7 protein-coding genes are annotated in these 16,621 nt (G+C 47.0%); 3 read left to right on the plus strand and 4 right to left on the minus strand.

Annotated features, from left to right (window positions below; translation table 11 throughout):
* Positions 1 to 9: 9 nt before the first annotated feature.
* Together BM736_RS03945 and BM736_RS03950 are read right to left on the minus strand one after the other, a co-directional pair.
* Positions 10 to 1,953: a glycoside hydrolase family 97 protein gene (locus BM736_RS03945; RefSeq protein ID WP_179079004.1), complete on the minus strand. Its 1,944-nt coding sequence runs from the start codon at positions 1,951 to 1,953 to the stop codon at positions 10 to 12.
* A 284-nt stretch (positions 1,954 to 2,237) separates the two neighbouring features.
* Entirely contained in the window at positions 2,238 to 5,036 is a 2,799-nt protein-coding gene (locus tag BM736_RS03950; RefSeq protein WP_076408873.1) for a TonB-dependent receptor, read from the minus strand.
* 345 nt (positions 5,037 to 5,381) lie between these two features.
* Between BM736_RS03950 and BM736_RS03955 the strand changes: the two genes are divergently transcribed.
* The 3 genes from BM736_RS03955 (at position 5,382) to BM736_RS03965 (ending at position 10,102) form a co-directional block, all read left to right on the plus strand.
* A complete protein-coding gene (locus BM736_RS03955) occupies positions 5,382 to 6,257 on the plus strand; it encodes a helix-turn-helix domain-containing protein (protein WP_076408875.1) in 876 nt (291 codons plus the stop codon).
* A gap of 179 nt (positions 6,258 to 6,436) precedes the next feature.
* On the plus strand, positions 6,437 to 8,491 hold the full coding sequence (locus tag BM736_RS03960; protein ID WP_076408878.1) for a hypothetical protein: 2,055 nt from the start codon (positions 6,437 to 6,439) through the stop codon (positions 8,489 to 8,491).
* 24 nt (positions 8,492 to 8,515) lie between these two features.
* Positions 8,516 to 10,102, plus strand: a complete 1,587-nt coding sequence (locus BM736_RS03965; RefSeq protein ID WP_076408881.1) for a tryptophan halogenase family protein — start codon at positions 8,516 to 8,518, stop codon at positions 10,100 to 10,102.
* Between the two features lie 221 nt (positions 10,103 to 10,323).
* On the opposite strand, the gene BM736_RS03970 is transcribed toward BM736_RS03965, so the two are convergent.
* Together BM736_RS03970 and BM736_RS03975 are read right to left on the minus strand one after the other, a co-directional pair.
* Complete coding sequence (locus BM736_RS03970; protein WP_076408884.1) at positions 10,324 to 13,623, minus strand: NPCBM/NEW2 domain-containing protein; 3,300 nt, start codon at positions 13,621 to 13,623, stop codon at positions 10,324 to 10,326.
* 264 nt (positions 13,624 to 13,887) lie between these two features.
* Positions 13,888 to 16,440, minus strand: a complete 2,553-nt coding sequence (locus BM736_RS03975; RefSeq protein WP_179079005.1) for an NPCBM/NEW2 domain-containing protein — start codon at positions 16,438 to 16,440, stop codon at positions 13,888 to 13,890.
* Between the last annotated feature and the right edge of the window lie 181 nt (positions 16,441 to 16,621).

A 16,621-nucleotide genomic window follows, 5' to 3' on the forward strand; every position in this document is an offset into this window, starting at 1 on the left:
ACAGGTAAGCTAGAGTATCTTTGTGAGTTTTAATGCATACCCACCATTTTGTGCCATATTGATCTTTACAATATCCTGTTTGGTGACGGTTTTAGTGATTAACTTATAATCTTCAGCAAAATTATCGGCGTTAATACCATCCTTAACTAATTGCATCTGATACTCGCCTGCATCTAAGAAGCTTAAAGGTATCTGTTGCTCTCGTTGTTGCTGATTGGTCATGCCGCCGATGTACCAATTTTTTCCAGAGCGTCTTGCGATGGTTAAGTATTCTCCTATGCTGGCATATAGCACCTTATAGTCATCCCATACTGTAGGAACGCTGGAGATGAATGTCGGGATTTCAGGTTCAGACTGATAACGGGTTGGTGTATCAGCGAGCATTTGCAGTGGACTCTCATAGAGGACATACATAGCGATTTGATGTGCACGTGTGGTTAAACTCATGGGACGTGACCATACTTCATTAAAGTTTTTCTTTTGAGCATTTGCCATTGCGCCAGGGGTATAGTCCATTGGTCCGGCTATCATACGAATAAATGGCAGGTGAAGGTTATGAGTCGATGTTACCTCTGACCACTTATTGTTTTCTAATCCTCGTACCCCTTCTCGTGTCATGACATTGGGGTAAGTGCGGTGGATCCCCGCTGGTTTATATGAACCATGGAAGTTGACCATGATCTTATATTTTGCAGCCATGGCTGCTGCACGCCAGTAAAAATCGACACGCTTGATGCTATCGCTGTCCATAAAATCGATTTTTACGCCATTGATCCCCCATTTGGCATAAAGGGCAAAGGCAGCTTCCATATCTTTGTCTAATGCATCGAATGGCACCCATAGCTGGACGCCGACGTCTTTAGATTTAGCGTGTGAGATGATGGCTTGCATATCAATATTTGGTAGAACTGTGAGCACATCATCTTGAGATGACCAACCATCATCAATGAGAATATTTTCAATACCGAACTCGGCAGCAAAATCGGCGTAGTATTGGTACGTTGCAGTATTTATCCCCGCTTTAAAATCGACCCCTTTGAGGTTATTTTCGTTGTACCAATCCCAGGCAATTTTTCCTGGTTTTATCCAAGATGGATCCTTAATTCGACTAGGCTCAGCTAAGGTGTAACTCATCTGATTGTCGAACAAGTCAGCATCAGTTCTAGCGATGGCCATAATGCGCCATGGGTAATCACGTTGTTTGCTGACTAGCCCAAGATCTTGAGTAAACTCATCCTTATCATTTAAATCAAAAGGATGTACACCATAGATTCCTCCATCGCTGCTACCTCTAAGCCATAATCCCGGAAAGCTTTGCAGATCTGTTTCCGTTAATAGCACATTGACCCCATTGACGACAAATAATGCTGGCAAACTGCCGAGTTCATCTGGGTCAATACTTTTAGCTGATACAGGAGTAAATCGGGGTTGAGTCGCGGTTCGGAATTTTTTCTCAAAGGGGAAGTAGGAAAAAGCACCATCGACGAAGTTGAAATGAGCAGTTTCAGATTTAAGGTGGCTTTCACCAGTTTGATTGGCTGAAAAGCGATAGGCTACGCCTTCATCAAAGGCTCTAAATGATACGTGGTAGTTATCGTTAAAATTGACCGTTAATTGGTTATAGCGATTGTCGATCTTGGCCGTTCTGATTGGGAGCACTGGGGTGAGTGTTTCAGAAACCGAATGGCGTTTTATATTTTTAACTTTAGGGCGTGAGCCAAATTGGGAGCCGTCTGTAAATGTCATGGCGATATTAGATGGACTGATCAGCTCTCGTCCATCGATACTCACTTGATAGCTTAACTGCTTATCGGTAGATACTGTGACTTGAATACTCCCATCTGGGGAGCGGAGCTGATAATCATCGGCTATAGCGATAGATGTTGGTAACAGGACCAGCCCAATAAGTAGTGGGTATTTACTTGTTGATTTTCCCTTTGAAAAGCACTGCAACATATTTCCTTTCTCCTGCAATAATCGTGGATAGACAGCGGGGCATTCTGCTATGTCTAATTATCATTGAAGCATTTACACTCCAGTGAAGCGCATTAAAAAAGTGTTATTATTTCCCAAAAAATCACCTATGACATTAAGGTGAATGGTGACATGGCATTAAAGTCGGTGAGGTATATATTTGAGGTAGAGAGTGTATATGTTTAAGCACTAAAAAAGCCCATCAAGTAAGTGATGGGCAAATAATGAAACCTGCGATGGAGGCACAGACTTCATTTTCAGGGTTAAAAATTAAAGCGAACACCTGCACGATAGCTACGTCCCCAGCTGGAAATGTAGTCAACGTGGTTTTTATCGCCATTGAGGTACTGAACGTAGTCAGGGTCAAGTAAGTTATTTGCCTCGAATGTTAAGGTAATATGTTCATTGATATCATAGCCAAACTGCATATCTAATTGGCCCCACTCATCAACTTGTAATGTTTCTGATGTGTAATCACTGAGCTCATTAGACCAATACCATTGCTTACCTAAACTGTATTCAGAGCGGTAGTTATAAGCGATATTAACCATGAACCCGTGCTGCTCATAAAAGCCAACAATGTTGTACTGGTTATCTGATAGGCCTTTGAATGGTAGTTGCTCACCATCTTCAGTAAATTCACCTGATTCACTGTTGTTATAAGTATAGTTGGCTGATATACCAAATCCTGCCAGTGAGTCGGGTAAGAGCTCATCAAATGTTTGTAACCAGTTCAGTTCATAACCGCGGATCCTAGACTCATTATCATCGTCGTTATATGGACGTGTTATTTCAAAGTCCGCTCCAGCAATGGTTTCATGAGTTGGTTCATAGATGACAAAACCATGTAATTCTTTATAGAAAAAGGCGGCGTTTAATGTGCCTGTGTCGCTGTAATACCACTCTAAAGCGGTATCAAACTGATCGGCGTAATAGGGTTCTAAACCAGGGTCGTTCTCGTACATGAAGTTTTCTGGTGGGGTTTTCTCCTCGTTTTGCCAAAGTGATGTTACGGGAGACAGGTTGGTCAGTGGCGGTCTGGAGATGGCTTGAGAGAGTGCGACACGCAGGTAGAGATCGTCAGTTAGACCTAGTTTAGAGTTTATACTGGGAAGGAATTTAGAGTAGTTACCTTCAAACTCTACTAAACCAACTTGATCGACGGCATCAGTAAATAAACCGTTTTCATCGAATACAATATTGGCTGGATCTTGGGAGTAGCCCCATGATGTAACGGTGGTATCAATGTAGCGTAGACCAAAATCAAGCATATATGGCATGCCTGCTATCTCATCCTCAATGATCAGCTCTGCGTAGGCGTGTATGGTTTCCTCCTTTACACCATAAGTGTTACCGCCAGACAGGTTAGGGTGTGTGGTTAGGTACTGGTCAAAAGCGTCAGCATCTAGCGAACGGTAATAGTCAAATAGTCCTGGAATATTTATTCCTGCCCAGGTATTCGGTAAGTTTGCACCTGTGCCGCCCATGAAGTCGTCAAAGCTCCCAGGGTTGATTGCACTATCAGGCAGTGGCCCCCAGAGGGTATTACCGGCAATATCTACTTTTTCACTGTCAGGTGCATTAACCCATTCACTGTCTGTTGCGCCATTACGGAAAGTATAAGCACTGGCATTTTCCTGATCCCAGAAGGTTTTTCCCTTATCCTGCATGTTATAGCCAGTTCCAAAAAGAACTTTGCTTATGAAGCTATCTTCAGGTTCATAGGTACCATCAAAAATAAAGTTTCCAGTCTTATCTTTTATCTTGTCGCCGTTGACCCGAGCATACCAACCACCGTAATCAATGTTCTCATCTAAAGTTGTATCACCAAAGCTAATATCAGGTACCTGTTGGCCGTTATCCCAATTCATGGTTAAGGTATCAATGGCGGTACGGATCACTACCCAGCTCACTGCGGCAGAGGAGTCTTCAGCTTCAGAGTATGCTGCGTCAAAGTTGAAGTTAAAATTGTCCCAGATATAGTTAACATTCAGACCGACTTGGTAGGTTTCACTGTCACGGGGATTTTGTGCTTCAAGTAGTTCCGCGATAGCTGGTGACCCCATGTTGCCTGGTTCACCAATGGTGATGCTGTTTGAATGGCCATCTTCACCGAAAGACACATCTTGGATATTGTCCATATTGGTGCCTTCAAATAGAGCAAGTGAGATCATATTACCAGTCGATTCAATCTCATATTTGGTATATAGCGCATCGAAATTTATGTCTAGTTCAGACGTTGGACGCCATTGAATACCTAAGGTTCCACCAGTACGCTCTCGCTTATCGGTGCTAACCATCACATTAGGCCAGCTAGGTAAGCGACCAGCAATTTCAGGGTTGCCCCCCTCCATCAATTCAGCTTCATTCCATTCATTCCAACCCCATTGAGCGCTGTGGCTATCAAACCGGGTGAATGAAGAAGTACGGTTGGCTGAAAATAGGATCCCTAACTCCTCATCATTGAAAGTCTCACTAATTAAAAATGAGGCTTGGGGATCCACTTCTCCAGCTCGTTCGTTATAGTATCCCTCAATTGAACCCGCAATTTTGCTACCGACATTGAGTGGCTTTAGTGTATCAATGTTGATGATTGCACCAATGCCGCCTTCAGGCAGTGAGGCTTGTTGGGTTTTGTTGACCTGAACACCGCCAATCAATTCAGCTGCAATCAAATCATAATTGAAATCACGGCCAACGGTTTCGGAAGCAATTTTTCGTCCGTTAAGTGTGGTTACGTTATAATCGCCACTTAATCCTCGAACTGTAATGCTTTGCCCCTCACCTCGTAACCGATTAACGCTGACTCCTGGGATCCGCTGCATGGCCTCTGCGACATTACTGTCAGGGAATTTTCCGATATCTTCGGCAACAAGCGCATCAACGACATTATCGGCTTCTTTCTTAATAGATTGGGCTTCTTTGAGACTGCTCAATACGCCTCGAACTTGAATGACCTCTATCTCGTCTTCCTGGTTTTGAGTGTCGACTTCCTCAGTGGAATAAGCAGAGGTAGTCGCCAATGCTAAGCTGATCGCAATGGCAAGGTGATTTCGTTTCATAGTGTTCCCTTTTATTCTAGACACAGCATGTGTTTTTATCGTTATCTTGGTTTGAATTAATAATTTCCAAACTCAGCAAGCCAATAGTTATTCAGCTCACGTTAATATTTATATCGCTAGAACACAGGCCGATACTTCCCGAAATGATGCCTATCGTTACTGTAAAATATCCTTAACATTTTTTAGCCTGCGATGGACGCAGTGGTCATTTTTAATGCGATTCATCTAATGGGATGGACAGTTATTCCTACTTACTGGCTATTTATTCCTGAAAAATAACTTTGGTTTGTTAATGAAATGTATTTATTGTAATTTATATTTTTCTTTATTAATCAGGGAATGATCATGTTTGAATGGGTTGAAAGAATTTCATTTAATGAAGAAAGTCCGTTAACAGTTCAAGCACAAGATAATAAATTTGGTTTTCATAGGAAGACGCCTGAGATCATGGAACACAGCCATTGGCACGGGCATATTGAGATTAATTATTTGTTCGATTGTTCTGCTGACTACCTGATTAATGGAAAAAGAATTACCGTACCAGAAGGAAGAATGATCATCTTTTGGGCCTCATTTCCGCACCAGATGACTGCATCACGAGGGGAGGGGGAGATCGTCAATATTTACATCCCCTTGCAAGCTTTTTTGACCTGGATGCTGCCGAGCAGTTTTGTCAGCCAGCTATTGCATGGTGAGGTTATCGTATCGGACAGCCTGTATTCCTGTGATCAGGAGCTGACCTTGATTTGGGAGACCGATATCAGCAGTAATAAACCCTTGCTGGCTACTCAAGTTATCAATGAACTTCGAGGGCGTATTCGTCGTATGGCCATTGAGGATTACAGTACCTATGACTTGGCTAATAAAGTGGCGACGGGTGGCGATAAACCTGTGTTTGGTGGCTTGAGCCATATCCAGTCAATGTTGCGTTATATTGCCGATAACTACGATCAAAAAATTACCATTGAAAATGTATCCACTTCGACGGGCTTGCATAAAAACTATGCCATGAAGCTGTTTAATCGAGTGATGAAGGTGTCGATAAAGCAGTACATTAACCAATTGCGCTTGCAGCATGCGCAAGCGTTGTTGATTGATACGGAGAACCCTGTGCTCAATATTGCCCTGGAAGCAGGCTTTGGTTCGGTCAGCCGATTTTATGATATTTTTCAGCGTGAATTTGGCATGTCACCGTTAGAGTTTCGCCGTAAAGTTAGCTAGCGAGGTGATTTTTCAGGACGGTTTTATTGTGTTTTAGTAAGCCTGTTGCTAAATGTTCATGCTTCAATCAGTCAATCTATTTTCCTTACTCCCATTTGATGTCGATATGCTCAGTCGATGACGTCATCAATTGGGGGATGCCACTACATAATAACAACGCTAACTATAAAGAGACCATTATGAGATCTGTATTTTTGTTGTCAGCCTGCGCCATTGCACTATTATCAGCCTGTTCAAATGAATCGCAGCAGGTCACCACGGCGCTGCCGTCAGTCGATAACAACGTTGCCATCAATGCATTGGCTGATACGTTACAAAATCGCTGGACCCTATCTGATAACACTCTGATTTGGCAGGTCAAAGACAGCCATGAAGATCATATTGAATTCAGTGGTGAACAGGCCTCAGCCATTATCTATTACGGCAGTGATGAGCAGGGCCTGTTAACCCTTAAGCGAAAACTCGTTTGGCCTATGTTGCGGACGATCCCCAATGATACCCATGCCAGTTTAATTCATGACTTTCCATTATCGGTGTCACCCAGTGTAGAGATCAATGGCCAAGCGGTGAGCCAAGAAGCCCTAAAGCAGGTGAAACTCGACGGCAGACTCACGCTTAAGAGCCAGCTCAATCAAGATGTCAGCTTAACCCGTACGTTATCACCGAGTCCGACGCAGCCGTTAATGGTTGAGCGACTCGTGTTTAGCAATACGGGCGCGTCGACCATTAATCTCTCGCTGACGGCTTTAGATTATCAGGTTGATACGCCAGCGGATGAAGGGGTCTATGGCAGCTATAACATTCAGGCTAGCAGTGATAAAGCCGGTGAGTTTGCGTTAGCGTCAGGTGAAAAATTAACAGTCTATGTTGATTTCAAAGCCACAAAAGCGGGGCAGAGCAAAGACTTTGATGCCGCGAAAGAGATGGAGTTACGTCAAGATTATGTGGCGGGTTTACGCCAAAACCTGCAACTAGTCACGCCGGATGACAACATCAATAGCATGTTTGAATTTGCCAAGTTGCGCAGCGCTGAGTCAATTTTTAGAACCAAGGGCGGGCTAATGCACGCGCCGGGTGGTGGGCGTTACTATGCAGCGATTTGGGCCAATGATCAGGCGGAATACATCAATCCCTTCTTCCCTTTTCTGGGTAATAAAACGGGTAACGAATCGGCCATCAACAGTTTTCGTCATTTTGCTCGCTTCATGAACGATGAAGGCCACGCATTGCCGTCATCGATTATTGCCGAAGGCGATGATATTTGGAATGGCGCGGGGGATAGGGGGGATTGTGCCATGATTGCCTACGGTGCCAGTCGCTTTGCCTTAGCCTATGGCGATAAAGAGCAAGCGCGTGCTTTGTTACCCCTCATTGATTGGTGTATTGATTTCAGCTATGCCCAACAAACGGCCCATGGTGTCATAGCCTCTGACAGTGATGAACTGGAAGGGCGCTTCCCTGCGGGTGATGTGAACCTGAGCACCAATATGCTTACCTATGGGGCGCTTATCTCCTCGGCGCATCTTAACCGTGAGCTTGGCCGAGCCGAAGAGGCTGCGGATTATCAACAAAAAGCGAAGTTGTTAGCGAGCAATGTCGAGCGTTACTTTGGCGCAAACGTACAAGGCTATGAGACCTATCAGTACTATGAAGGTAATGACAAGCTCAGAGCCTGGATCGCATTGCCACTGACCTTTGGTTTGTTTGAGCGTAAAGATGACACCTTAGATGCGTTACTGTCTGAGCACTTGTGGAGTCCTGAGGGGATCTACAGCGAAGCGGGCAACAAGACGTTCTGGGATCGCGCGACATTGTATGCGTTTAGAGGTATTTTTGCCGCTCAAGAAACGGATACGGCGATGCGTTATTTTAAGTACTACTCTCGTAAGCGTTTGCTCGGCGAGCATGTGCCTTATGCGGTAGAGGCGTGGCCAGAAGGGAATCAACGCCACTTATCAGCGGAAAGTGCGCTGTATGCACGTGTGGTAACAGAGGGGATCTTCGGCATTGAGCCCACCGGCTTCAACCGCTTTAAGCTGGCACCATATTTACCTACAGGTTGGGATAACATGTGTCTCAAGCACATCCGCGCCTTTGAAAGTGACTTTGATGTCTGTGTGACTCGTACTGAGGGCGCTAATAGCCAAGGCTATCAGGTGGTTATCGAACAACATCAAGGAGCGCGTCAGCAGATCAACTGGGATGGTCAGGCGCCGATCAGTGTAAGCCTTTAATTACAAACAAGGCAGGAGGCAGGGATGCGCATTGAACATATTGCGATTGTGGGTGGAGGCACTGCGGGCTGGTTGGTGGCGAACCATCTGGGTAAAGCCCTGCTGGCCCGACGAGAGGCGGGAGATCCTGTCAGTATCACTGTGATTGAGTCGCCTGATATTCCTATCATAGGTGTGGGGGAAGGCACGGTTCCCACCCTGCGTGAGTCACTGCAAGGCTTTGGCATTGATGAATCCGAGCTGTTCCGCTGTTGTGACGCATCCTTTAAACAGTCAATTAAGTTCGTCAATTGGCGGGATAAGGTGGCATTTTCTCAGCCAAATATGCAGGAAAATGCGTTTCATCATCTGTTTGATAGCCCCAGTCCATTTGGTAAAGACTTGTCTGATTATTGGTTGCAGTTGGCGGCCAATACGAATATGACTCGCCCTTATGCTGAGTTCGTGTCGCCGCAGTATGCCAGCTGTGAGCGAAATCTAGCGCCAAAAACCGTGACATCGGCGCAATACAAGGGCGCTCATGGCTATGCCTACCATCTTGATGCAGCCAAGTTTGCCAGATTACTCAAAGATAATGCCATCAATAAATATGCAGTGAAGTGTCTGTCCGATACCGTTGTTGAGGTCGAACTTGCTCCGAACGAGGAGGGGATCTGCGCCCTACACACGAAACAGAAAGGCCGTTTGGCGTTTGATTTTTTTGTTGATTGTTCTGGTTTCGCCGGCTTGCTGATGGAGAAAGCCCTCAAGGTGCCGTTTGAGTCGAAGGCAAAAGCGTTGAGAATGAACAAGGCGCTGGTGGTGCAAGTGCCCACCGACGGGCAACAACCGCTGCCGCCCTATACGTTGGCTACGGCGCATCAAGCGGGCTGGATCTGGGATATTGCCTTGCCGGAGCGCCGTGGTATCGGTTTGGTGTATTGCGATGACTACTTAAGTGATGAAGAGGCAAAAACCAAGCTAAACCACTACTTGGGGACAAGCGATTATCAAGCAAACTATCGCTTCTTACCCATGCGCGTCGGGCATTTGCAGAAGTTTTGGCATAAAAACTGTGTCGCTTTGGGACTCGCACAAGGGTTCTTAGAGCCGTTAGAGGCGACCTCTATTTTGCTGACAGACTTTGCCGCCAGTTTTTTAGCGAGAAAGTTTCCGATGACTGTAGATGATATGGCTCCACTGCAACAGCGCTTTAATCGGGTGATGGACACAGCATGGCAACGGGTGATTGACTTTATCCAGCTGCATTACTTCTTGTCAGACAGGCAGGATTCCGGCTTTTGGCGCGATAATCATGCATCTTGGCTGGATAAAAGAGCGTTGTCTGACATTGTGATAGAAAGGCTTTCTCTTTGGCAGCAGTTCCCGCCTCATCCTGATGACTTCTTTGCTCAGTTTGAGGTATTTGGCGTCGATAACTATCTCTACCTGCTTTATGGCATGCAGTTTAGTACACGAAATCGTATCTTCACTGGCAGTGAATGTTCCGATAGTGAGGGACATGTACAAAAAATACGTCACGCTACTCAATTTCTCCAAGGAAAACTCCCTGCACACAGGACCTTGATAGAACAGATTAAACAATCTGGCTTTGAAAAAGCTTCCTTCTAGGAGATGAGCTGCGTTCAGTTTTAAACTTCTAGTCCCTAGTCCCTAGTCCCTAGTCCCTAGTCCCTAGACCTAAGATTTAAGCCCCACGTAATAAGTCCCAAGCGCTAAGTCGTAAGCCCCAAATCATAAGCCCCAAGTAATAAAATAAGTCATAAACCATCAATAGAAAGCGGCACTCATAGAGTGCCGCAAAATCACCTTTTCACCTCGTTTGATATCAATTACTTAACTAATCGAGGCTCTGCCCAATCAGCATGATCGGCATAGTTGCCATCTCCGCCATCAGTGGCGATAAGCTTAAGCTCGTGCGCGCCCTGTACATCGATATCTATGACTCGGCCACCATCGGCTAAGGTCAGGACGCCTGAATCAAACGCCAGCACGCCATCGACATAGACCTCGAAGCTGACTGAGCTGCCGTCATTGCCCTCATCATCCACACCGACAATACTGCTAAAGCGTTGGTATTGTGCGTTGAGGTCGAAGACCATTTCACTGATCGCATGGGTGCCAAACCCTTCACTGTAAATCTGTTGTTCAATGGACAGCGGATTTCCAGCAATGCTGCGGTTCACCTGGGTAGTGCCCCAACCGCTGCTGATACTTTCTGCTGGAAAGTACGTCAGTGAAAGGGGGAGTGCGCGGCTTAATGTGGGGGCGGCCCAGTCTGCGTGATCCCAGCTGATGCCATCGCCAGCATCTAGGACCTGTAGAGTGAGTGTCTTACTGCCCAGTATGGCGAGTTGTACCTGCTGACTTTGGCCGCCAGTCATGGTGCCACTGCTAAAGGCAAGTTGATCATCGAGTAAGATTTGAAAGACCACTGAGCCATTAGTGCCCACTTCATCATCTAACCCTATGGTGGTCGTGAATGTTGAGTATTGCCCGTCAAGTGGGTACACCAGCTCACTGTATGCATGGGTGCCGATGCCTGTGTCATAGGTGACCCCCGCAATGGTGAGCGGGTTTTGATACACGCTGCGGTTAAATTGGGTGACGCCCCAATCCGTTCGATTCACAATAGGTGTCAACGCCATTAATGGCACAGGAGCTGGGTCTAAAATTGTAACGGTACTTGAATCAAGCGTACTGAGGCCTTCATTGTCGGTTACCGTTAAGCTGATACTGTACTGACCAGCATTGATGAACACATGCGATGGGTTGGCGGCATTAGAGACCATTCCATCACCGAAATCCCACAGGTAGCTGACGATACGGCCATCACTGTCATCGCTGCCCGCACTGCTAAATGGCGTAGATGCGCCAGTGACGGCACTGTCGGGGTGGGTGAGTTGTACGGTCGGGGCCACATTAGCGATCTTTATGCCGACCATTGCGGTATCAGTGGCAGTGTGATTGTCATTATCGGTGACGGTTAACGTCGCGGTGTAGTTGCCATTGGCGTGATAACTATGCGTAGGGTTGGCATCAACGCTATTAGTGCCATCACCAAAGTCCCACAGGTAACTGACGATATGACCGTCAAAATCGGTACTGCCAGCACTGCTAAAGGCAATGCTTTCATCGATCGCGGCGTAATATCCGCCATTGGCTTCGGCGACAGGCAGCGTTGAATCGAGCTGTCTTTCATAATAGACCTGCAAGGTGGCTGAGTAGTCACTAAATGGGTCAACCATGACCTCTAGAGTGTTGCCTCTGGCATCAGCGCCGAAGATACACAATTCACTTAATCTAGCACTCATGTAGGGACGACAATGGTATTGCTCTAACGTGGGCGCGCTATTGATGGCTACAAAGAGATCGGGATCGCCCTGATAACCGCCGGGCAGCACCACCGTAGTGTTAATCGCATCAGTTGGTATGGCAAATTGATAGCGAAGCGGCGTCTCACCTTGTGTGCCTGAGAGTGAATCGTCGGCGAGGAAGATGCGCTCACAGCCTTCACATAAACTGCTGTCATCGACGGCAATGATGCTGAATGTGGCATTGCTGTAGGCCGAGAAGGCATCAATGGCTGTGTGGTAGTTTTGATGTGACGCCGGGGAGGTGATGGCAACTAACTCTGGGGTGCCCGTTGCTTGAAATGAGATAAAATCGGCTATCCAGGTATCACCATTTTTATAGGGTGCACTGCCTTTTGAGACATACAAATCGGGATCTTCGCTAAAGCCATCAAGGTAAAAGGCGACAGCTTCAGTGCCTTGGGGGATGGTGATTTCATAGTGGTCGATGTCGCCCAGTGTCGCGCTCAGTGGCGTGTATTGCTCTAATAATTCGCCTTGGGGGACATAGTCAGCGCCTGAGCCATCCCAGACATGCTCAACGTGACTGGTCAGTTGGACTAAGCCTGTGTCGATGAGGTTGCTGTTACTCCACAAATTAGCTCTAACCGGCCCGTGTAGCGCGGCGGTCATGCGATTAACCTGGCCTTGGGTGTACATGGCATAGTTATCTGAATAGTGCATAAAGTTTTCGGTGTTGGTGGCTTGCCCTAAGCAGTTAGGGAAGTTGTTTTGTAAACTGCTGAGACTGATCTGCGGCGTATCGCAGTTATTGTCGCCAGTCGCCTCACAAAAGGCGGCCTGATGTATGGAGCAGCTACCGCCTTCGAAGGTGTGTGGCAGATTGAGCCAATGGCCAAATTCATGGGTGAACACCGAGCGAAAGTTTTCATTGGTATTGTCACCGAAATAGTGGCCGTTATAGACCACCCTGGCGGTGCCTGCAGCTGACATGCCTTGCTCTGGATACCAGGCTACACCGGAGTTATTGGTGGCGCCGTTATTGTACAAGTCATGTTGAATGTAGATATTCATGTACTTGAAGTTGTCCCAAGAGTCATCAGCAATGGCTTGATTGAAATCAGCCCAATGGCCATATCCTGCCCCCGTTTCATACCTGACTATACCGTTGGTTGGGTTGCCATTAGGGTCGAGTTTGGCCAATACAAATTCAATGTCCAGGTTGGCGCGAATCGCCTTGAATTCATCGGCGATAGGCCCATCAAACTGATTGAGGCCGCGAAAGTCCTCCGTGGTTTGGTTTAAACCCGCAATGATTTTCTCTTCGGTCAGGCAGGTCGATGCGGCGTCATCACAGTTGTATTCATCGCCATAGACGTGAACAACCACGGGAATGTAGTAGCGACCCGGCTCGCCTTCTCCTTGGTCAATGAGCGCATTGCGCTGCGTTACCTGTGCAGAGGATAGTGTGCTGGCGCGTGACTGGGCCTTTGATGCGTTTTGGCTTAATGCGTGTTTATTGGTGACCTGTAGTTGATGCCAATTTTGGTTGTTGGTGTCAGTGCCGCACAGGGAGCTTGAGGGGGAAGTTTGGGCGTTCAGGGCAGGTTGCTCACTCAGCCCTTGTGTCATTTTCGACGCAGTTTGTACTGGGTTATGAGGTAACTGTTTTGCTGGCTTTTCCCCTACAAAATGGGCACTGGCATTGGAGTCTGTGTACGTTGGGGAGGCGATGGTTACACTGCCTGCGAGGGTATAGGCGCTAGACAGTGCGATCGCGATTGCACTCAAGCCGATGGCTTTTTGAGTTAATGTCATGATTATGTCTCTTATTAGCGGTTAATCAGAGAGTCGACGGTCGCCTCTGTGGGCAACGCGCCGAGTTAGGGCTTTAAACCAACCTACATAAATACTGATCATTCTTACTGGTTAAAACCGCTGATAACTACGTTATGAGTTTTGTAATTAGAATAACTAGTTATCTGCAACTCAAGCCTTGTTCTAAGCGGTTTTTCCTGCGTAATGTTATGAACACTTACTTATCCAGATTGGTATTACATTATGCTGGGATGAACGGAGCACTTATTGGCGCAGCATTGGCGCGCCCCAGTCTGCATGATCATGATTGATATTATCGCCGCCATCGGTGGTGATAAGTGTCATCTCAATTGCACCTGAAATGTCGATATCGATGTCATGGCCTGCATCCGTTCCCAGTAGCACCGGGCTGGCGTAAGCGAGGGTTCCATCCAGGTAGATCTCAAAGGCCACACTGCCGTTATTGCCGGTTTCATCATCGAGTCCGACGGTGGTCTGGAACCGCTGATACTGTCCTTGGAGATCATAGACAATCGCGCTGGTGGAGTGCGTGCCAATGCCGTCGCTATAGACGGTGCCATTAATGGTGAGCGGATTACCTTCGACGCTATTGTTAAAGTGGGTAGTGCCCCAGCCTGTGCTGATACTGGTGGGGGTGAGTGTGAGTAGCGACACATCGCTATCGACAGTCAGCTGAGGGGTTAACCAATTGGCATGATCGCTGTTAATGCCGTCACCGCCATCCTCAACCACTAAACGCAGTTCAAAGGCGCCACTGACATCGACACTGAGAGGGACGGCGCCATCAGCTCCGGTCAGTACGCCGGAATCAAACCCTAATACCCCATCAAGGAATACCTTAAATTGTACCGAGCCACCGTTGCTGACCTCATCATCGACACCCACACTGGCGTTAAACTGACTGTATTGGCCAGCTAAGTCATAGACGATTTGACTGGTAGCGTGTGTGCCGATGCCCTTGGCATAAGTTTGTCCGCCAACCCTAAGTGGATTGCCATTGACACTTTTATCGGTCTGAATAGTGCCCCAGTCTGCTTGCTGACTTACCGGGGTTAAGCTGGTGAGATCAGTATCGGTAGGCAGTGGCGGCTCCACAGGGGGAATGACAGTACCATCGTTAGTGGATATGGTGATCGTCTGTCCCGCATCAATATTGAGCTCGACATAGGAAAGGGCTACGCCATTGATACTCGTACTGCTGGCCGTGAAGGGGGTTTCATCGACATAGAGAGTGTCAAAGCTTCCGGCAAACTGGGCTTTCCAGATTAAGGGCTGGCTCGAAGTGGCACTGTTACTCAGGGTACTGGTGTGTGAGCTTTGATGGCGTAAATTGACCATATCATCGATGTTACGGCTGTAATCATTAACATCCATTATGCTCTGACCGACGGGTAAGTTATCGACTTGCACAAACTCCATGGTGGCAGGCAGACGAGACAGAGTTTCGATCTTGCCTTGATGCACTTTGGGCTGATAGCCCATCATGTGGGTGATCAGGTTGGAGACGTTAGTAAATGCAATCTCCGGGTAAGTTTTAGCTTGCTGCTCTGGGGTTCTGTCGCTAAAGAAACGCTCTAATCCTGTCTGCATCCAATACCAACCGCGGTCATTTTGGCCGTAGTTAAAAAAGGCTTCGGGTAGATAGGTTTTGGCTTCTTCATTGAGGTTCTCTGAATTATCGTGGATAAACTGCAGATAGTCGTTGGCTTTTTGGCCCGGTTCTAACAACTCCTTCATCGGCATAAAGAAACTGTTTTCATGACCCCAACCGAAAATGGCGTTGCCGTAACCATCAAATGCACGGGCATAAGTGGCGCTGTTGTCGTCATACCAGTCTTGTTGAAATCGGTTGAGTAATAGTGCAGCCTTGGCCTGATAGGTGTCAGCATCGGAAATGAGTTGATCAACAATCTGCTGATCGGCGACTAAGTCGGCCTTAGCACGTAACATTTTCTCATAGGCAAGTGTGGCTTGATACTGTACACCGAGTGTATCGCCGGCTTCGACGACGCGGTTCATGCTGTTTTCAATGCGGTACAGATCGCGGTTATCCACCGGAGTGTCTGAAAAATCAAGATCAAGCACTACATCGGTTAAGTTATTCCAATCAAGATCAATGGTTTTAAGACTGAGGATATCTTTGGCGTAGGTACGTGAGCCCGCTTCAACCACCATTCTTTCGGTATTGCCATCGGAGAAGGCAAAGCCGAACGAGAACTTATAGCGGTAAGATTGGGTGCGCAGTAGATTATCCATGTAACCACTTTTGAGGGTGATTACATTGCCCACTACTGTGTAGTCGATGCCCAGGGTTAACAGCGTATCTCCATCGGTGACGCCTTGTAGTGACACGCCATCTGCAACTGTAAAGGTCAGAGGGATGTCCGGCACTGTTTGGGTGTTTTCAAAGAAGAAATAATCATGATTCAGAACTGGCGCGTCATTATTGGCGTCGGTGAGATTATTGATCCGTACGCTCAGGTAATCGTCCTTACCATTTCTAAAGCGCACTTTGAGCCCCATATCTTGCACGCCGAGCCGGGCAAAATACTCTTTTTTAATGATCAGTTGACCCGTTTGTTCGTCGGCCTCCAAGGTGAAAGTCAATTCATCTTCGGCGATGTGACTCGCGCCTTCAAACTCCCACAATGTTGGCAAAATGCCCTCATTGCCACGATTATCCACGATGCCATTGCCATTAAAATCGTAACGACTGGCGAACTGTTCATGCAGTTGCTTGCCATAATCCATGAAGGTGTCATTTAACCAACGGGGATCGCCTGTTTGCTCATACATGGTGTAGATTTTTTCGAGCAGTTCCAGTGGCGCCGGCAGTTCTTGAAACCCAGCGTCCATGTAGTAAGGTGCGCCATAAAAGTTGTACGACCATAGTGTCCAGTATTCCTGCCAGAAACTTTTAGTTTGCGCCGTAGCCCAAGGGTCAAGGGGGTCGAGGTTTGGATCGCTGATCTGCACG

Origin of the sequence: Shewanella sp. UCD-KL12, assembly GCF_001957125.1 — a bacterium.
Taxonomy (GTDB): domain Bacteria; phylum Pseudomonadota; class Gammaproteobacteria; order Enterobacterales; family Shewanellaceae; genus Shewanella.